Raw genomic sequence first — 16,364 nt, 5'->3', positions numbered from 1 at the left:
GGATCCCCTCAGTCGCCGCCGGGCGGACTGCTACAGTGCCGCGCATGTCGACTGCCAACCGGATCCTGCTCATCTACGGCGGCCATGCCGGCGGTCGCACGCTCGACATGGTGCAGGCCGTGACGACCGGCATTCTCCTGTCCGGCGAACCGATCGAACTGCGCGCGCAGCCGGCGCTCGATGCCGATGTCGACGATCTGCTCTGGGCCCAGGCGTTGCTCATCGGCACGCCGGAACACTTCGGCTACATGGCCGGCGCGGTGAAGGACTTCATGGATCGCACGTTCTATCCGGTCGAAGGCCGGGTCGACGGCCTGCCGTACGCCCTGTTCGTCAGCGCCGGCAATGACGGCACGGGAGCCGTCGCGTCGATCGAGCGGATCGCGCTCGGCTACCGGTGGAAAAAAGCGGCCGAGCCGGTGATCGTGAAGGGCGACGTCGACGAGGCGGCCCGCCAGCGGTGCATCGAGCTGGGACAGACGATGGCGTCGGGGCTGGCGCTGGGGATTTTCTGACCGGGCTCTGTTCTTCTGTAGGTCAGGCTTGTAGGTCAGGCTTTAGCCTGACTCCCTAAAGAAAGGCCGGCTGAAGCCGGCCCCACAGGAAGAGTCCCTTATGTGATCCAGTCGGCAACGCCTGTCCCGCATTCTCGGCGAGACTCGCAGCTCCCCGTCGGGGACCTGCTGGTTCGACGCAAACGTAGGCCGGCGGTTTTACCTGCTTTCGCGAATGCCACGGATGTCTGCGCTCCTTGCATCACTGCTGTCCGATATCCCACGCCTGACCGGGCTCGCGATCGCGCTGCTCGCGGCGCTGGTGGCGCTCGCGGCGTACTGGCGGCGCGAACGTCCCTCGGCCTACGCCGGCATGCACCGGGCGAACGTGCCGGTCCCGCGTGCGGCCGCCCATCGCGACAGCCCGACGGTGAAAGTGCCGGCGCCGCAACGCATGGATCGGCTGCGCCGGATCTATCGCCTTGCGCCCGGCGATCATGTCGATGTCGCGGAGAACCATCCGGTACCGGGCGTCACCGTCCCGCGCTTCCGCATCTTTCTCAAAGGCGTGCTGCGACTCGACGATGGCTCGGTGGCCGCACACATCCGTGTCGATTTCGGCGGTAGCGCGGTGAGCTGCGGTCCGCTGGTCGAAGAAACGGCCTTCAACGAATTCGTCCTGCCGCGCGCCGCACGCGACGAAGCGCGCAACTGCGTCTTCCATTACCAGGAACACGGCGACTCGCTCGACTTCATGCGCATCAAGCTACGCGGTCTGGACATGGATGCCGATATCGCGGAGATCGATGTGCTGCAGGTGTCGGAACGGTGGCCGGCCGCGGGCTAGCATTTCTCTTCCTGTGGGGCCGGCTTCAGCCGGCCTTTCTCTGCGGATGGCCGGCTGAAGCCGGCCCCACAGCAGAGAACCCGGTGTGAAATCCGACTTCTTCGATCTCATACTGTGTCGGTGGCGACACGCAAACTTCCCCGCTCCTTCTACTCGCGCGAAACGCTCGCCGTCGCGAAAGAGCTGCTCGGCCTGCACCTGGTGCGCGTCGGCCCGCACGGCCGGCAGGTCGGGCGCATCGTCGAGGTGGAGGCCTACAAGGGGCCGCACGATCTCGCGGCGCATTCGTCGCGCGGTCGCACGCAGCGCACCGAGGTCATGTTCGGTCCGCCCGGACACGCCTACGTCTATCTCATCTACGGTTTCTGGAATTGTCTCAACGTCGTCACGGCCACGAGCGGCGTGCCGCACGCCGTGCTGATCCGCGGACTCGAACCGGTCGCCGGCATCGCGAACACGACGCATGGTCCGGGCCTGCTGTGCCGCGCGCTCGAGATCGACCGCACACTGAACGGCACGGATCTCACGGGCGGCACGCTGTGGATCGAACGACCGGTCACCAAGGATTACCGCGCGCCGAAGATCGCGCGCAGCACGCGCATCGGCGTGGACTATGCAGGTGACTGGGCGAAGAAACCGTGGCGGTTCTTCGATGCGGATTCGCCGCAGGTGTCGACCGTGACGGCGGCGGCGCGGCGCAGGGCGATGGGCCACGGCGCCGGTTAGTCTTCTTTACTTTCTTCCTGTGGGGCCGGCTTTAGCCGGCCTCTTTATCAGAAGTCAGGCTAAAGCCTGACCTACAGGAAGATGGCCGGCTGTGACCGAAGGAAATCCCGCGGGAAAGCCGGCCCCACAACAGGCAGGCAGGGGTTTCTTCAGAACTCCTGCCACACATCCGAACCGGACACCTTCTTCACCGGCTCCGCGGCGGCCACTCGGGCCACCGGCTTCCTCGCCGGCGCCTTCGTTACCGCCCGCACCGGCTGCTCGACACGGCGCGGCGCGGATTCGCCTTCCACGCGGAACAGCGCGATCAGATCGGTCAGCGCCTTGGCCTGGCCCTTCATGGTGACGGCCACGGAGGACGTCTCTTCCGCCATCGCGGCATTCTGCTGGGTCATTTCGTCCATCTGCATGATGGCGGTGTTGACCTGGTCGAGGCCGTTCGCCTGCTGCGAGCTGGCTTCGGAAATCTCGCCGATGATGTCGGCGACCTTCTTGGCCGCAGCGACGATGTCGTGCAGGTGCTTGCCGGATTCGTCGACGAGCTTCGAACCGTCCTGCACCTTGGTGACGCTGTCCTTGATGAGTTCCTTGATCTCGCGCGCCGCCGTGGCGCTGCGCTGCGCGAGGTTGCGCACTTCGGAAGCGACCACGGCGAAGCCGCGGCCCTGTTCGCCGGCGCGCGCGGCTTCGACCGCGGCATTGAGCGCGAGCAGGTTGGTCTGGAACGCGATCTCGTCGATCACGCCGATGATGTCGGAAATGCGGCGGCTGGAATCGTTGATCTCGCTCATCGCGGCCACGGCGCTGGTCGCCACCGAACCGCCGCGTTCGGCGCGATCGCGCGCTTCGGACGCCAGCGCACTGGCGTGACGCGCGTTCTCGGCGTTGCGCTTCACGGAGACGGTCATCTCTTCCATGCTCGATGCAGTTTCTTCGAGGCTGGCGGCCTGCTCCGAAGTACGCACGTTGAGCCGGTCGATGCTGCTGTTGATGTCGGCCGCCGCGGTATCCACGGTGCCCGAGGTGCTGCGCACGTCGCGGATCAGCGTGCCGAGCTTCTGGCGCAGCGTCTCGATGCCATGCAGCAGGCTCGAGTTGTCGCCAGCCTGCAGCTGCACCGACGTCGTGAAATCGCCGCCGGCGATGGAGCGCACGGTGTCGGCCGCCAGTTCGGGCTCGCCGCCCAGCGCGCGGAACACGCTGCCGATCAGCACCCACGAACCGATGCCGAGCGCGAGCAGCATGACCACCGCCATGACGATGCTCACGACCAGGCTGCGACGAATGTTGTCGGTGCCGCTGGTGAGCAGCGAGCGGAATTCGCCGATGGCATCGTCCTGCGCCTTGGTCAGCGTGGTCTTCAGGGTTTCAGACGTCTGCTGCATCCGGGAAATGGCCGTCGCCGGATCGCCGGAGGCGGTGCCGAGCATCATGTTGGTCGCGGAAACCGCGGCGCCGTAGTAGTCGTCGAAGGCCGAACGCAACTGCTCATCGAGCTGGCTGTCGGCATCGACGTCCGAGAGTTCCTTGAGCGCCGTCCTGACGCCGCCCGCCTGCTGTTCGGCCGCGGTCAGTCCTTCCTTGTCGCCTTCCGCAACGGCGCGCTGCAACGATTCCTCGATGCTGGTGACGTGCGCGCGGAAAGTCCGCAGCGCTTCGACCGTCGGGTACTGGACCTTTTCGACGCGCACGAGCGCCGCCGATGTCCGCGAGGTCATCTGCGAACTGACGGAGATACCGATCGCGACGATCGCGGCGGTCATGATGGGCAATAGCCAGATGCGGTGTTTGAACTTCATGGACTTCGATTCGCTTTACCGGGTGAACCCGGAACGGAAGTCGCCCATTGCGGCGACGCACCTGCAATAACGGCAGGGAATTGCCGGTCTGAAGGGGGCCTGTGCGCAATTGGGAACCAAGGCCGCACAGAGGCGGGTGCGCGAGGGATTGCCGCGATACCGGCTTCAGCGAATGCCTGACCCGCCAATGGGCCATCGCGGTGCAACCGACTGAGCTGTCAGGAATCCGACTTCTTTCCCGCCAGGCCCGACCGGGTACGCGGGTGGTTTATCATCCGCCCTCTTTTTCTGGCCCGCCGCCAGTAGCCAGTCGCCAGCCGCCCCATGCTCCCCTCCCGCGAACTCTTCTCCTACCGCAAGTACTGGGCGTCCCGGTTCGGGACCGCCCCGTTCCTGCCCATGAGCCGGGAGGAGATGGAGGCGCTCGGCTGGGATTCGTGCGACATCATCATCGTGACGGGCGATGCCTACGTGGATCACCCGAGCTTCGGCATGGCCATCATCGGCCGCGTGCTCGAAGCGCAGGGCTTCCGCGTCGGCCTCATCGCCCAGCCCGACTGGCATTCGACCGCCGACTTCGAACGGCTCGGCCGGCCGAACCTGTTCTTCGGCGTCACCGGCGGCAACATGGATTCGATGGTCAACCGCTACACCTCGGACCGCCGCATCCGCAGCGACGACGCGTACACGCCGGGCGGCGCGGGCGGCAAGCGGCCGGACCGGTCGGTGATCGTGTATTCGCAGCGCGTGCGCGAGGCGTTCGGCGAGGTGCCGATCGTGATCGGCGGCATCGAAGCCAGCCTGCGCCGCATCGCGCATTTCGATTACTGGTCGGAGAAGGTGCGCCGCACGATCCTGCTCGATTCGAAAGCGGACCTGCTGGTGTACGGCAATGCCGAGCGCCAGATCGTCGACATCGCGCATCGGCTGGCGAAGGGAACGAAGATCGAGGACATCACCGATCTGCGCGGCACGGCGTTCGTGCGTCAGGGCGGCACGCCGGAGGGGTGGACGGAGATCGATTCGACCAGCATCGACGAACCCGGGCGTTTGAATCCGCCGATCGATCCCTATCTGGATACGACGGCAGCAAAGAATGCCCCCACCCCAACCCTCCCCCGCTCCGCGGAGGAGGGGGCCGAAGCGCGTCCCTCCCCCTGCGCAGCGGGGGGAGGACAGGAGGGGGGCAGCGTCAAGGTAGTGAAGTTCTACCGCCAGGTCCCCACCGCCGACCGCGGTCAGTCCGTCATCCGCATGCCTTCTCATGAGAAGGTCGCGAACGATCCCGTTCTCTACGCGCACGCCTCGCGCATCCTGCATCTCGAAGCGAATCCGGGTAACGCACGCGCGCTGGTGCAGCGCCACGGCAACGTCGACGTGTGGCTGAATCCGCCGCCGATTCCGCTGTCGATGAAGGAAATGGATGCGATCTACGAACTGCCGTACCGGCGCGTGCCGCATCCGTTCTACGGCGAGGCGAAGATTCCTGCATACGAAATGATCCGCTTCTCGATCGCGATCCAGCGCGGCTGCTTCGGCGGCTGCACGTTCTGTTCGATCACCGAACACGAAGGCCGCATCATCCAGAACCGCTCCGAGAATTCGATCATCAAGGAGATCGAGGAAATCCGCGACAGCGTGCCTGGTTTCACCGGCGTGATCTCGGATCTCGGCGGGCCGACGGCGAACATGTATCGCCTCGCCTGCAAGTCGCCGAAGATCGAATCGGCCTGCCGCAAACCCTCGTGCGTGTATCCGGGCATCTGCCCGAACCTCAACACCGATCACACGCCGCTCATCAAGCTGTATCAGCGCGCGCGTTCATTGCCCGGCATCAAGAAGATCCTGATCGGTTCGGGCGTGCGCTACGACCTCGCGGTGGAATCGCCCGAGTACGTGAAGGAACTGGTGCAGCATCACGTCGGCGGCTATCTGAAGATCGCGCCGGAAGCGATCGGCGAAGGCCCGCTGTCGAAAATGATGAAGCCCGGCGTCGGCTCCTACTACAAGTTCAAGGAGCTGTTCGACAAGTACTCGAAGGAAGCGGGCAAGGAGCAGTACCTGATTCCGTACTTCATCGCCGCGCATCCCGGCACCACCGATGAAGACATGCTCGAACTGGCGCTGTGGCTGAAGAAGAACGGCTTCCGCGCCGATCAGGTGCAGGCCTTCCTGCCCTCGCCGATGGCGACGGCGACGGCGATGTGGCACTCGGGCAAGAACCCGCTGAAGAAAGTGACGCACGCGAGCGAAGAAGTCGCGATCCCCAAGGGCCTCAAGGTACGCCGCCTGCACAAGGCCTTCCTGCGCTACCACGACGCCAACAACTGGCCGATGCTGCGCGAGGCGCTGCGACGCATGGGTCGCGCCGATCTGATCGGCAACGGCAAGCATCATCTCGTGCCGATCTGGCAGCCCGCCGGTACGGGCGAGGCGCATGAAGGACGACGCTCGTCACCCGCCCCGAAGGGGGGCGCCGCCAGGAAGCCGATGAAGTTCCGGACGCAGCACACCGGACTCAAGGGCGTGAAGCTGCCGAAGCCCGGATAGGAGGGAGAGGCCGCAAAGACCGCATAGAAGAAAGGTAAAAAAGAAGAATCCCTTCGTTCTTTTACCTTTCTTTTATGCGGTCTTTGCGGCCTCTCGGCTCTCCTCTCCCAAAAAAATGCCCGCCAGAGGCGGGCAAGCTTGGGGATCGAGGATCAACGCGAACAACTGTGTCAAAAACTGTGGCTGAGCTGCACACCACCCCACAGCGAACTGCGATCGGCCTCACCTGAACGCAGCTCCGCGGTCTGATAGTTGAGCGCATAGCTCAACTGGGTGTTCTCGAAAATCTGGGTGACTACGCCCATCCAGATCTCTGCGACCAGCGGCTCGATTTCCGAGTACGAATACGTCACCGCGCTGTCGCGGAACTGGCCCTGCAGGAAGGCGTTGTAAGCACGCGCCTTGATCCGGGCACCCGTGAAGAAATACAGCTCGGGACGTCCGCCGGACTGCGCCGCCACCGGCACCGGCGCGCCGATGTAGTCGGTCAGTTCCGGCGCGAAGCTCCACCACGGCGAATTGAAATGGCCGACGCGCATCGAGATCGCCGCACTCGTCTCGGTGAGATAGCCGACGCTGCCCTGCACCGTGGTCTTCACATCGAGCGTTGCCGACGGATTCGCAATCCACAGGCGATGCCGCGCCAGCGTGTAGCGCGCGGTGGGTTCGCCACCCGCGGAAATCTGGTTGTCGTAGCCGCGCACCGGATCCGAGCCGACCAGTTCGTGAATGTCCGAATGCAGCTCGCCCGCCGCGGCGAGCCCGAGCACGCCGATCGTCAGACTGCTCGACCACGCGCCGCGACCGTCGGCGTCGACGCTCACCCGGCCGTTCGACGTGAACAGCAGGCTCGCATACGGTCGATCGTCGTAAACGGGTAGCGTCGATTCGATGTCGGCCGGCGTGAAGGCGATGAGTCCGAACTGTCGCGCGTGATGGACGGATGCCGCGTCTTGCGGCAGCAGGAATGCGTCGATGCGCTTCAGTAGCGGATCGAGCGAGAGCAGACCATCGCGCGCGGTGTCGCCAGAGATCGTCAGAGCGAAGCCGCCCGTGTAGTCGCGGTCGTGACCGCCGCCTGCGGCGAACAGATCGTTGTCGATCTGCACCCGCACGCCGTCGACTTCATGCGCATCCGCTGCGGACGGAGCCGCCAGTACCGTTGCCGTCGTTGCCAGCCACATTGCTGCCGCGAGCAGCGCCGTCGTCCAGAGAGCCGTTATCCGAATACCCATTGCCATTGCCTGTGCCATCGCACCAACGATCGCCGTTGCGACTCGTTGCCTTCATCCAGCCCTTTTTTTGCAGGCGTGTACTGTCTCTCACCGACCGCACAGCGATAAACGCGGGCGCAGGAATGACATTGATGAACGCTCATGCAGGAATCGTCAGAACGTGCTGTCGATTCGTGCTGAAAGCATGGCGTGATGCGAGCGTCGTGCGTACCGCGGAAGGTCGGATGCGGACACTGGCGATGGTCAGGGGCCGGCAAGCTGGCAACTCGCGGCGTCCCACCGTACGATTTCGCAAGGCTCGAACAACGTGACAGGCCGCGCCGGGACGACACAACAATGGATAAATTCACGTGTATGCAGGCCCTGGTGCGGGTCGTCGAATCCGGCAGTTTTGCCGAGGCCGCGCGACGCATGGGGGTGTCGGCGCCGATGGTCACGAAGTACATCGGCCATCTGGAGCAGTCGCTGGGCACGCGCCTGCTGAATCGCTCGACGCATTCGTTGAGCCTTACGGATTCCGGGCATGCGTACTACCAGCGCTGCGTACAGTTGCTGGAGGACATCGACGACGCCGAAGCCATCGCAGGCGCGCAGAGTGCGTCGCCGCGCGGGTCACTGCGCATGAGCGTGTCGTCGGACTTCGGCGTGAATCACCTGGGACCGGTGCTGCTGGAATATTCGCGCCAGTATCCGGACGTGCGGATCGAGGTGTCCGTCAGCAATCACCTCGTCGATCTCGTCGAGGAAGGCTTCGACCTCGCCGTGCGCATCACCACGCAACTGCGCACCAACCTGGTGGCGCGCAAGCTCGCCATTTCGCAGCTCGTGACCTGCGCGGCGCCTGCCTATCTCGACCAGCACGGCACGCCGCAGATTCCCGAGAACCTGGTGCATCACAACTGCCTGTCGTTCAGCGATCCCTCGCTCGCGACGGAACAATGGCGCTTCGAACGCGAAGGCCGTTCATCGGTCGTGAAAGCCACCGGCAACCTGCGCGCCAGCAGCAACGAACTGCTGAAGCTCGCCGCGCTGCAGGGCCAGGGCATCGTGCTGCAGCCGAGTTTCAACGTGAGTCAGGAACTGCGCGACGGCAGTCTCCTGCCGCTCTTCACCGATTACGACGCCGGCGCACTCGGCATCTACGTCGTGTATCCGAACCGCAAGCACCAGACCGCGAAGGTCCGCAGCTTCATCGATACGCTGGTGGGGCGCTGGGGCAACAACTCCGACGTCGATCCGTTCTGGAGCCGGAAATCCGAATAGCCGCAAGAAGGCGCAAAAATCGCAAGTCGAAAAAATTCATTCCTGCCTTGCGACCTTTGCGCCTTTTTGCGGCCATTGTTCCTTCCGTTATTCCGCCCTCTCCAGTTCCCACTGCGCGAACGGCATATCGCTGCGCACGTGCAGCCCGAATCCCGCGTGAACGAAATGGCGTTCGAGTCGCGTGCGATACCAGTCGGCAGCGCGCAGGTGGATGTCGCCGTCGCTGCACGACAGGTCGGCGTTGCCGCGCCAGTCCTCCTGCGTCGGCGCATGGAAGTACAGCGCGCCGCGCGTGAGCCGGCCGAGGTTCGCCATCGCGCGGACGGCGTCGCGGTCTGACAGGTACTGCAGCACGTCGTAGCACAGCACCAGGTCGAAGCGGCGCGCGGGCCGGTAGGTCGCGAGCGATGCCTGGGTCCAGCCGTGGCGCTTGCAAAGGTGTTCGCTGACCTCGATTCCCGTGTAGCGGGCTGTCGGAAAGGCACGGAGCAGCGGCACACGCATCAGGCCCAGTCCGCATCCGGCGTCCAGGATGGAGCGCACGGGCAATTCCAGATGCTTCATCAGCGCCGCCACGGCATTCGCACGCAGCGCCATTTCCTTGCGGGTGGTCACGCGGGTGCGCGGGTTGACGTAGAAGCGGCGATAGAAACTGGCGTCGAAGCGGGAGGACATTGGAGAGCGCTTGGAAGTTGGTGAGCAAGTGGCTGCGAGCCAGAGGTAGCGAGTGCGCGGATCTTAAGCGAATGCCGCGTCCTGATGCCTTCCGGTTACCGGCTCATCGCTCGCGGCTCGAACCGCTCTCTTGCATTGGCCCTGCCCAACCCCACCTCCCAGCCATGTCCCTTCAAGGTTCCAATCATGGCCATCCGTAATCCGCAGTCATGGATGTGGGCCGAAGCCTGCGAAATGCTCGAGCAGGCGCAGCGCCTGCAGCGACAGTTTTTCCGCTTCGGCCAGATTGCCGAGGCGCAGCCGCGCTGGGAGCCGCCGGTGGATCTGGTCGCGACCGACCATGTCCTCGAAATCACGGTGGCCCTGCCCGGCGTGGCGCCGGAAAACGTCAGGGTACGGATCGATCAGGGTGCGTTGAACGTTTCGGCGGTCCGCGCGTTACCGGTGAATGAACGCACCACGTCGGTCCATCGGCTGGAGATTCCGTACGGCCGCTTCGAACGGCGGATTTCGCTGCCGGCGGGACATTACGAATTGCTGGATCAGGTGTGCGCGAACGGCTGCCTGATCCTGCGACTGGCGCGCTATTGAGCAAGTGGGAGCTGACATGACAGATCTCGATCAGAACAAGACTCAGCCGAACGGCGCTGCGGTGACGGATGACATGCTGCTCATCCTGCCGGTGCGCAACCTGGTGCTGTTTCCGGGCACGGTGGTGCCGGTCGCGGTGAATCGCGAACGGTCGCTGGCGGCGGCCCAGGAGGCAGTGCGCGCGAACCGCAAGATCGGCTTCCTGTTGCAGAAGGAAGCGGACACCGACAATCCCGCGGGCAACGATCTGCATCGCATCGGCACCGTGGCCAGCATCGTGCGCTACGTCACGGCGCAGGACGGTACGCATCATCTCGTCGTGCAGGGCGAGAAGCGCTTCCGCGTGCTCGATTTCCAGGACGGCATGCCGTTCATGGTCGCGCGTGTCGAATACCTGCCCGATCCGACGGCGTTCTCGAATGAGATCGAGGCGCGTTCGCTCAATCTGAAGCGCCAGTCGGCCGAAGCCGTGTCGCTCTTGCCGCAGGCGCCGGCAGAACTCGCCAATGCCATCCAGTCGCTGGAATCGCCGGCGACGCTGGTCGATCTGGTCGCGAGCTTCATGGACGTGAAGTCGGCCGAGAAACAGCAGTTGCTGGAAACGCTCGACCTGCGCGCGCGGCTCGATCGCGTCAGCGAGCTGCTGCAGAAGCGCATCGAAGTGCTGCGCCTGCAGCGCCAGCTCGAAGACAAGACCCGCGAAGCCATCGACGAGCGTCAGAAGGAAGTGCTGCTGCGCGAGCAGATGCGCCAGATCCGCAAGGAACTCGGCGAGGAGGGTGAGTCGGGCGAGGAGATCGGCGAGCTGCGCGAAGCCATCGAGAAGGCCGGCATGCCCGAAGACGCGCTCGAACAGGCGCGCAAAGAACTCAAGCGCCTGGAGCGCATGTCGGATGCGAGTGCCGAATACTCGATGCTGCGCACCTGGATCGATCTCATGATCCAGCTGCCGTGGTCGAAGCTCGACAACGAGTCCATCGACATCGCGCACGCGCGCAAGGTGCTGGACGAGGATCACTACGGCCTCGACAAGATCAAGCGCCGCATCGTCGAGTACCTCGCCGTGCGCAAGCTGAACCCGCAGGGTCGCAGCCCGATCCTGTGCTTCGTCGGCCCGCCGGGCGTCGGCAAGACCTCGCTCGGTCAGAGCATCGCGCGTGCGGTCGGCACGAAGTTCGCGCGCGTCAGCCTCGGTGGCGTGCACGACGAGGCCGAGATCCGCGGCCACCGGCGCACCTATATAGGAGCGCTGCCGGGCAACATCGTGCAGGCCGTGAAGAAGGCCGGCACGCGCAATCCGGTGATCATGCTGGACGAGATCGACAAGCTGGGCGCCGGCATCCACGGCGATCCGGCCTCGGCGCTGCTGGAGGTGCTGGATCCGGAACAGAACAACACGTTCCGCGACAACTACCTCGGCCTGCCGTTCGATCTGTCCAAGGTCATGTTCATCGCGACCGCGAACATGCTCGACACGATTCCGGGGCCGCTGCGCGACCGCATGGAAGTGATCGAGCTGACGGGCTACACCGAGGACGAGAAGGTCGAGATCGCGAAGCGCTATCTGGTGAAGCGCCAGCTCGACGCCAATGGCCTGAAGCCGGAACAGGCGACCGTCACGGACGAGGCGCTGCGCCAGATCGCGCACGACTACACGCGCGAGGCGGGCTGCCGCAACCTGGAACGCCAGATCGGCGCCGTGCTGCGTAACGTCGCGGTGCGCATCGCTGACGGCAGTGTCAGCGAACAGACGGTCGACGTGGAGGCCGTGCGCGGCATCCTGGGCGCGCCGCGCTTCGAAAGCGAAGTGGCGATGCGCACCAGCGTGCCGGGCGTGGCCACGGGCCTGGCGTGGACGCCGGTCGGTGGCGACATCCTGTTCATCGAAGCCACGCGCATTCCGGGCAATGGCCACCTGATCCTCACCGGTCAGCTGGGCGATGTCATGAAGGAAAGCGCGCAGGCGGCGCTGTCGCTGGTGAAGTCGCAGGCGGAACGGCTGGGCATCGACGCTGCGCTGTTGCGCAGGAGCGATGTGCACATTCACGTACCGGCCGGCGCCATTCCGAAGGATGGTCCGAGCGCGGGCACCGCGATGTTCACGGCGCTCGTCTCGCTGCTCACGGGCAGGACGGTCGCCAACGATGTCGCGATGACCGGCGAGATCAGCCTGCGCGGGCTGGTGCTGCCCATCGGCGGCGTGAAGGAGAAGACGGTCGCAGCGCATCGCGCGGGCATTCGTCGCGTCCTGTTGCCGGCAAGAAACCGCAAGGATCTCGAAGATGTGCCCCAGAGCGTGCGCAATGATCTGCAGTTCGTCTTCTGCGAGCGCGTCGAGGACGTGATCCGCGAAGCGCTCGGCCTCACCTTCGGCGCGACGCCGATCACGGCGGCCGCGTAACTCTTCATGCATGTCATCCCCGCATTCGCGGGGACGACCCTCTGTGCAGTGTGTTGACTGCGCAGCAGCGCACACCGCCTGTGCGCGGAATCACACTTCGTCGAATTAATCATTGCTGAACATGCAGCGCTGCGCGCATGCCTGCGCGCTGGCATGTGCCATGCAACACCCTCAGCATGAATCGCATTGCAAGATCGGCGAGAAGGGAGTAACTAAGGCCCATGTTTCGCACGCACACTCGTGGCATGCGCAACGTTGCGCGATCCGGCTCCTGTTCAAGCGAGTCGTGGTCGCACGCTTACCTCGCTTCGCCGCTGCTGTTCTCCCGTATCGCTCGCCCGCCTGCGCACCGCACTGGCGCAGATTCCGATGGAACCTGTTCCCTCGTGGATCAGTCTTGGTCCTATGGGAGATTGAGATTCCGCGGAATGGCGGCGCACGATGGGTTCGGATGTATCGTGCATTGACACTCAATTCAGTTGGAGGGCGGTTCGATGTCAGACAGCCCGATGGCAAACCCGCAGCGCGGGTCCGCCTCGCAACGCGGCGAGAGCTTCGTTGAATCCCTGAGCGCGTACAGCCGGTTCCACCGTGCGCAGCACTGGTCCGGCACGTTCGGCGAGTTCCTCCGCACCGTCGTTCCCGGCAATGCGCGGCAGCTCGCACGCACCAGCCACGAATATCTCTGGGACATGCTCAACTGGTACGGGCGGCCCGGCACCAATGGCAACAACGGCAATGAAACTGCCGGCGCCAAGGAGCTGTTCAAGCGCGAGCTGTACGGCATCGACGAACCGCTCGGCCGCGTCGTCGACTACTTCAAGGCCGCGGCAGCGGGCTCCGATGTCGGGCGACGCCTGCTGCTGCTGCTCGGCCCGCCGTCCGGCGGCAAATCCACCATGGCCATCCTGCTCAAGCGCGGGCTCGAGGAATACAGCCTCACCGACGAAGGCGCGATGTATGCGTTGCAGGGTTCGCCCATGCACGAATCGCCGCTCAATCTCATCCCGGCCAGCCTGCGCGGCGAGTTCCGCGACACCTACGGCGTCGAGATCCGCGGCGAACTGAGCCCGTGGGCGCGCGATCGCCTGGAGCGCGAGTTCGAAGGCGACTTCCTGCGCATGCCGGTGGAGCGCGTGTTCCTGTCGGAAGCCGCCCGCATGGGTGTGGGTACCTATGCGCCGCACGATCCGACCACGGCCGACCTGGCCGATCTGGTCGGCTCCGTTGACTTGTCCAAGGTCGCCCAGTTCGGCGACGAGGGCGATCCGCGCGCCTGGTCGTGGTCGGGTGCGGTATACGCCGCCAGCCGCGGCGTGCTAGAGATGATCGAAATCCTCAAGGTGAAGCGCGAATTCCTCTACCTGCTGCTGACGCTGACGCAGGAAAAGAACGTCAAGGTGTCGCGCTTCCCGCTGATCTATCTCGACGAGACCATCCTCGCCCACACCAACCTGGCGGAGTTCCACAAGTTCCTGCAGGAAAAGGAGAACGAGGCGCTGCTCGACCGCATGGTCATCGTCAAGGTGCCGTACACGCTCTCTTATACGGAAGAGGCACGCATCTACACCAAGCTCGTCTCGGCCGCGCCGGCGTTCCGCGACGTGCATCTCGATCCGCATGCGCTGCGGCTCGCCTCGGTGTTTGCCGTTCTTACACGACTGATGAAGCCGGAGCGCGAGGGACTGGATCTGTCGAAGAAGGTCCGTCTCTACGCTGGCGAAGCCGTGGAAGGTTTCGCCGAGAGCGAGGTGGGTCGCCTGCGCGCCGAATCGCCGGAAGAAGGTCTCACCGGCGTCAGCCCGCGCTTCATCGTCAACTCGATCTCGAATGCCATCACGCGCAGCGACAAGAAGAGTCTCACCAGCATGGAAGTGCTGCTGGCGCTCAAGGACTCGATCGAGACCGACGCGCGCATGGATGCCAAGGCGAAGAAGCTCTGGATCGACTACCTGGTGCTGGCGCGCAAGGACTTCTACAACCGCTGGGTGAAGGAAGACGTGCATCGCGCGCTGTTCGCCTCGTTCGAGGACGAAGCGCAGCAGCTGCTCGACAAGTACCTGGACGAAGTGGAAGCCTCGCTCGATCACCGCGAGGTCACCGATCCGATCACCGGCGAGTCGCGTCCGGCCGACGAGCGCTTCCTGCGCTCGGTCGAGGACAAGATCAAGGTGTCGGACTCCGGCAAGCTGACCTTCCGCCAGGAAGTCGTGCGCAAGGCGATGGTCGCCTACAAGGCGCACGAGAAGTTCACGCTGAACAGCCATTCGCGCATGCGCGAAGCCATCGAGCAGTACCTGTTCGAGGAACGCCGCGACGTGCTGCGGCTGGTGACGTCGGCGGCGCGGCCCGACGACGAGGCGCGCAAGAAGATTTCGGCGGTGCAGGAACGACTGACCGGCGAGTACGGTTATGACGAACACAGTGCCAAGGAGGCCCTGAGCTACGTGACGACGTTGCTCGCACAGGAGTAGTCCATACGGCAATGGCGTTGCATCAAGGCTGATTGCTGTCTTCTTCCTGTAGGTCAGGCTTTAGCCTGACAGTTCTCAGGCCGGCTGTGACCGAAGGGAATCCCACGGGAAAGCCGGCCCCACAGGAAGAGCCGATCCTTGATGCGGTGCCATTGCATTGATACGGGGGTTTCGGAAGCGACATGAGCGACCCCACTTCAGCAGGCCCGGGCAGCAAGAGCCCGGGCGACGCAGGCTGGTACGACCTGTTCTCCCGCGGCGCACGCGACTGGCTGCGTCACAACGAGAAGGTGCGCGATGCCGTGCGCCAGCATCTGCCGCAGATCGTCGCCGGCGCCGACGTTCTCAGTGGCGGCGCGACCACGGTCCGCGTCCCCGTGCGGATGCTCGAACACTATCGCTTCAGGCTGCGTCCGCCGAACGAACAGGAAGGCATCGGCCAGGGCCAGGCGAAACCGGGCGATCGCATCGGCCGTCCACAGCAGCAGGACAGCGAGCAGCGCGGCCAGGGCGGCAACGAGGAAGGCGGCATCCAGTACACCCTGGAATTCCGCATCGACGACATCGTCGACTGGCTGTGGGAAGAAATGCAGCTTCCCAACCTCGAAGCCAGGAGCGGCAAGACGCGCGAGGACGACTGGACCCGCGAAGGCTGGGACCGACGCGGCGCGCGCTCGCGCCTCGATCGCCGCCGCTCGATCAAGGAATCCATCAAGCGCCGCGGTGTCCAGTCCGCGAGCGGCGCCGAATCGCCCTCCTTCACCGATGACGACCTGCGCTTCCGCCAGCTCGCCAAGCGCGAGAACCCGGCGACGCAGGCGGTCGTGATCCTGCTGCTCGACGTGTCGGGCAGCATGGGCGAGCGCGAGCGCCAGATTTCCAAGACGTTCTTCTTCTGGGCGATCCAGGGCCTGCGTCGTCAGTATCGTCATCTCGATCTAGTGTTCGTCGCGCACACGTCCGATGCCTGGGAATTCCAGGAGGAAGAATTCTTCCGCGTCAGCGGCACCGGCGGCACCGTCGCTTCGGCCGGCTTGAAGAAAGTGCACGAGATCGTCGAAGAGCGGTTCAGCCCGGCGCAGTGGAACGTGTATCTGTTCTACGCCTCCGACGGCGAGAACTTCCCGTCCGACCAGCCGCAGGCACAGGAAGCGCTCGAACAGCTGGCGATCGATTGCAACTACGCCGGCTTCCTGGAAGTCGCGCCGCTCGCAGGCACGCAGCCCGACAGCGAGATCGGCAAGCTGTTCGTCGAGCTCGCGGGCGAGGTGTCGAACGTCAGCGCGTTCCGCGCCAACAGCACGGACGA

General features: G+C 64.6%; 12 protein-coding genes. 9 read left to right on the top strand and 3 right to left on the bottom strand.

What is annotated here, in order from left to right; translation table 11 throughout:
* The first annotated feature begins 44 nt into the window (after positions 1-44).
* The 3 genes from V7D81_RS16645 to V7D81_RS16635 all read left to right on the top strand — a co-directional run bounded on the left by V7D81_RS16645 (position 45) and on the right by V7D81_RS16635 (position 2,067).
* A complete protein-coding gene (locus V7D81_RS16645; RefSeq protein ID WP_324318292.1) occupies positions 45-515 on the top strand; it encodes a flavodoxin family protein in 471 nt (156 codons plus the stop codon).
* A gap of 223 nt (positions 516-738) precedes the next feature.
* Complete coding sequence (locus V7D81_RS16640) at positions 739-1,341, top strand: hypothetical protein (protein ID WP_324318290.1); 603 nt, start codon at positions 739-741, stop codon at positions 1,339-1,341.
* A 120-nt stretch (positions 1,342-1,461) separates the two neighbouring features.
* On the top strand, positions 1,462-2,067 hold the full coding sequence (locus V7D81_RS16635; RefSeq protein WP_324318288.1) for a DNA-3-methyladenine glycosylase: 606 nt from the start codon (positions 1,462-1,464) through the stop codon (positions 2,065-2,067).
* 149 nt (positions 2,068-2,216) lie between these two features.
* On the opposite strand, the gene V7D81_RS16630 is transcribed toward V7D81_RS16635, so the two are convergent.
* Positions 2,217-3,866, bottom strand: coding sequence for a methyl-accepting chemotaxis protein (locus tag V7D81_RS16630; protein ID WP_324318286.1), 1,650 nt, complete (start codon positions 3,864-3,866; stop codon positions 2,217-2,219).
* Between the two features lie 324 nt (positions 3,867-4,190).
* Here V7D81_RS16630 and V7D81_RS16625 point away from each other — a divergent pair, with 324 nt between their 5' ends.
* Positions 4,191-6,416, top strand: coding sequence for a YgiQ family radical SAM protein (locus V7D81_RS16625; protein ID WP_324318284.1), 2,226 nt, complete (start codon positions 4,191-4,193; stop codon positions 6,414-6,416).
* 170 nt (positions 6,417-6,586) lie between these two features.
* On the opposite strand, the gene V7D81_RS16620 is transcribed toward V7D81_RS16625, so the two are convergent.
* Positions 6,587-7,651, bottom strand: a complete 1,065-nt coding sequence (locus V7D81_RS16620; protein WP_324318283.1) for a lipid A deacylase LpxR family protein — start codon at positions 7,649-7,651, stop codon at positions 6,587-6,589.
* A gap of 336 nt (positions 7,652-7,987) precedes the next feature.
* On the opposite strand from V7D81_RS16620, the gene V7D81_RS16615 reads away from it, so the two are divergent.
* The gene (locus V7D81_RS16615; RefSeq protein WP_324318281.1) at positions 7,988-8,914 is read left to right on the top strand and encodes a LysR family transcriptional regulator; all 927 of its coding nucleotides are present in this window, start codon (positions 7,988-7,990) and stop codon (positions 8,912-8,914) included.
* A gap of 87 nt (positions 8,915-9,001) precedes the next feature.
* Here V7D81_RS16615 and V7D81_RS16610 read toward each other — a convergent pair whose 3' ends face one another.
* On the bottom strand, positions 9,002-9,589 hold the full coding sequence (locus tag V7D81_RS16610; RefSeq protein WP_324318279.1) for a class I SAM-dependent methyltransferase: 588 nt from the start codon (positions 9,587-9,589) through the stop codon (positions 9,002-9,004).
* A 186-nt stretch (positions 9,590-9,775) separates the two neighbouring features.
* Between V7D81_RS16610 and V7D81_RS16605 the strand changes: the two genes are divergently transcribed.
* The 4 genes from V7D81_RS16605 to V7D81_RS16590 all read left to right on the top strand — a co-directional run.
* Positions 9,776-10,180 carry an Hsp20/alpha crystallin family protein gene (locus V7D81_RS16605; protein WP_324318277.1) on the top strand — a complete coding sequence of 135 codons (405 nt, stop codon included), beginning with the start codon at positions 9,776-9,778 and terminating at the stop codon, positions 10,178-10,180.
* A gap of 16 nt (positions 10,181-10,196) precedes the next feature.
* Entirely contained in the window at positions 10,197-12,581 is a 2,385-nt protein-coding gene (gene lon, locus V7D81_RS16600) for an endopeptidase La (RefSeq protein ID WP_324318275.1), read from the top strand.
* Between the two features lie 494 nt (positions 12,582-13,075).
* Positions 13,076-15,055, top strand: a complete 1,980-nt coding sequence (locus V7D81_RS16595; protein ID WP_324318273.1) for a PrkA family serine protein kinase — start codon at positions 13,076-13,078, stop codon at positions 15,053-15,055.
* A gap of 182 nt (positions 15,056-15,237) precedes the next feature.
* The coding region (locus V7D81_RS16590) for a DUF444 family protein (protein ID WP_324318271.1) at positions 15,238-16,364 on the top strand (1,127 nt) is incomplete at its 3' end.

The organism is Povalibacter sp. (assembly GCF_036735925.1).
Classification (GTDB): domain Bacteria; phylum Pseudomonadota; class Gammaproteobacteria; order Steroidobacterales; family Steroidobacteraceae; genus Steroidobacter.
The sequence above is the reverse complement of the archived record's forward strand: the minus strand, read 5'-3'. Positions and strand labels throughout refer to the sequence as shown.

Excerpts from the sequence above, each read along its gene's own strand:
- V7D81_RS16645 (WP_324318292.1), top strand. The coding sequence starts at position 45 with ATGTCGACTGCCAACCGGATCCTGCTCATCTACGGCGGCCATGCCGGC.
- V7D81_RS16640 (WP_324318290.1), top strand. The coding sequence starts at position 739 with ATGTCTGCGCTCCTTGCATCACTGCTGTCCGATATCCCACGCCTGACC.
- V7D81_RS16630 (WP_324318286.1), bottom strand. The coding sequence starts at position 3,866 with ATGAAGTTCAAACACCGCATCTGGCTATTGCCCATCATGACCGCCGCG.
- V7D81_RS16625 (WP_324318284.1), top strand. The coding sequence starts at position 4,191 with ATGCTCCCCTCCCGCGAACTCTTCTCCTACCGCAAGTACTGGGCGTCC.
- V7D81_RS16620 (WP_324318283.1), bottom strand. The coding sequence starts at position 7,651 with ATGGGTATTCGGATAACGGCTCTCTGGACGACGGCGCTGCTCGCGGCA.
- V7D81_RS16615 (WP_324318281.1), top strand. The coding sequence starts at position 7,988 with ATGGATAAATTCACGTGTATGCAGGCCCTGGTGCGGGTCGTCGAATCC.
- V7D81_RS16610 (WP_324318279.1), bottom strand. The coding sequence starts at position 9,589 with ATGTCCTCCCGCTTCGACGCCAGTTTCTATCGCCGCTTCTACGTCAAC.
- V7D81_RS16605 (WP_324318277.1), top strand. The coding sequence starts at position 9,776 with ATGGCCATCCGTAATCCGCAGTCATGGATGTGGGCCGAAGCCTGCGAA.
- lon (WP_324318275.1), top strand. The coding sequence starts at position 10,197 with ATGACAGATCTCGATCAGAACAAGACTCAGCCGAACGGCGCTGCGGTG.
- V7D81_RS16595 (WP_324318273.1), top strand. The coding sequence starts at position 13,076 with ATGTCAGACAGCCCGATGGCAAACCCGCAGCGCGGGTCCGCCTCGCAA.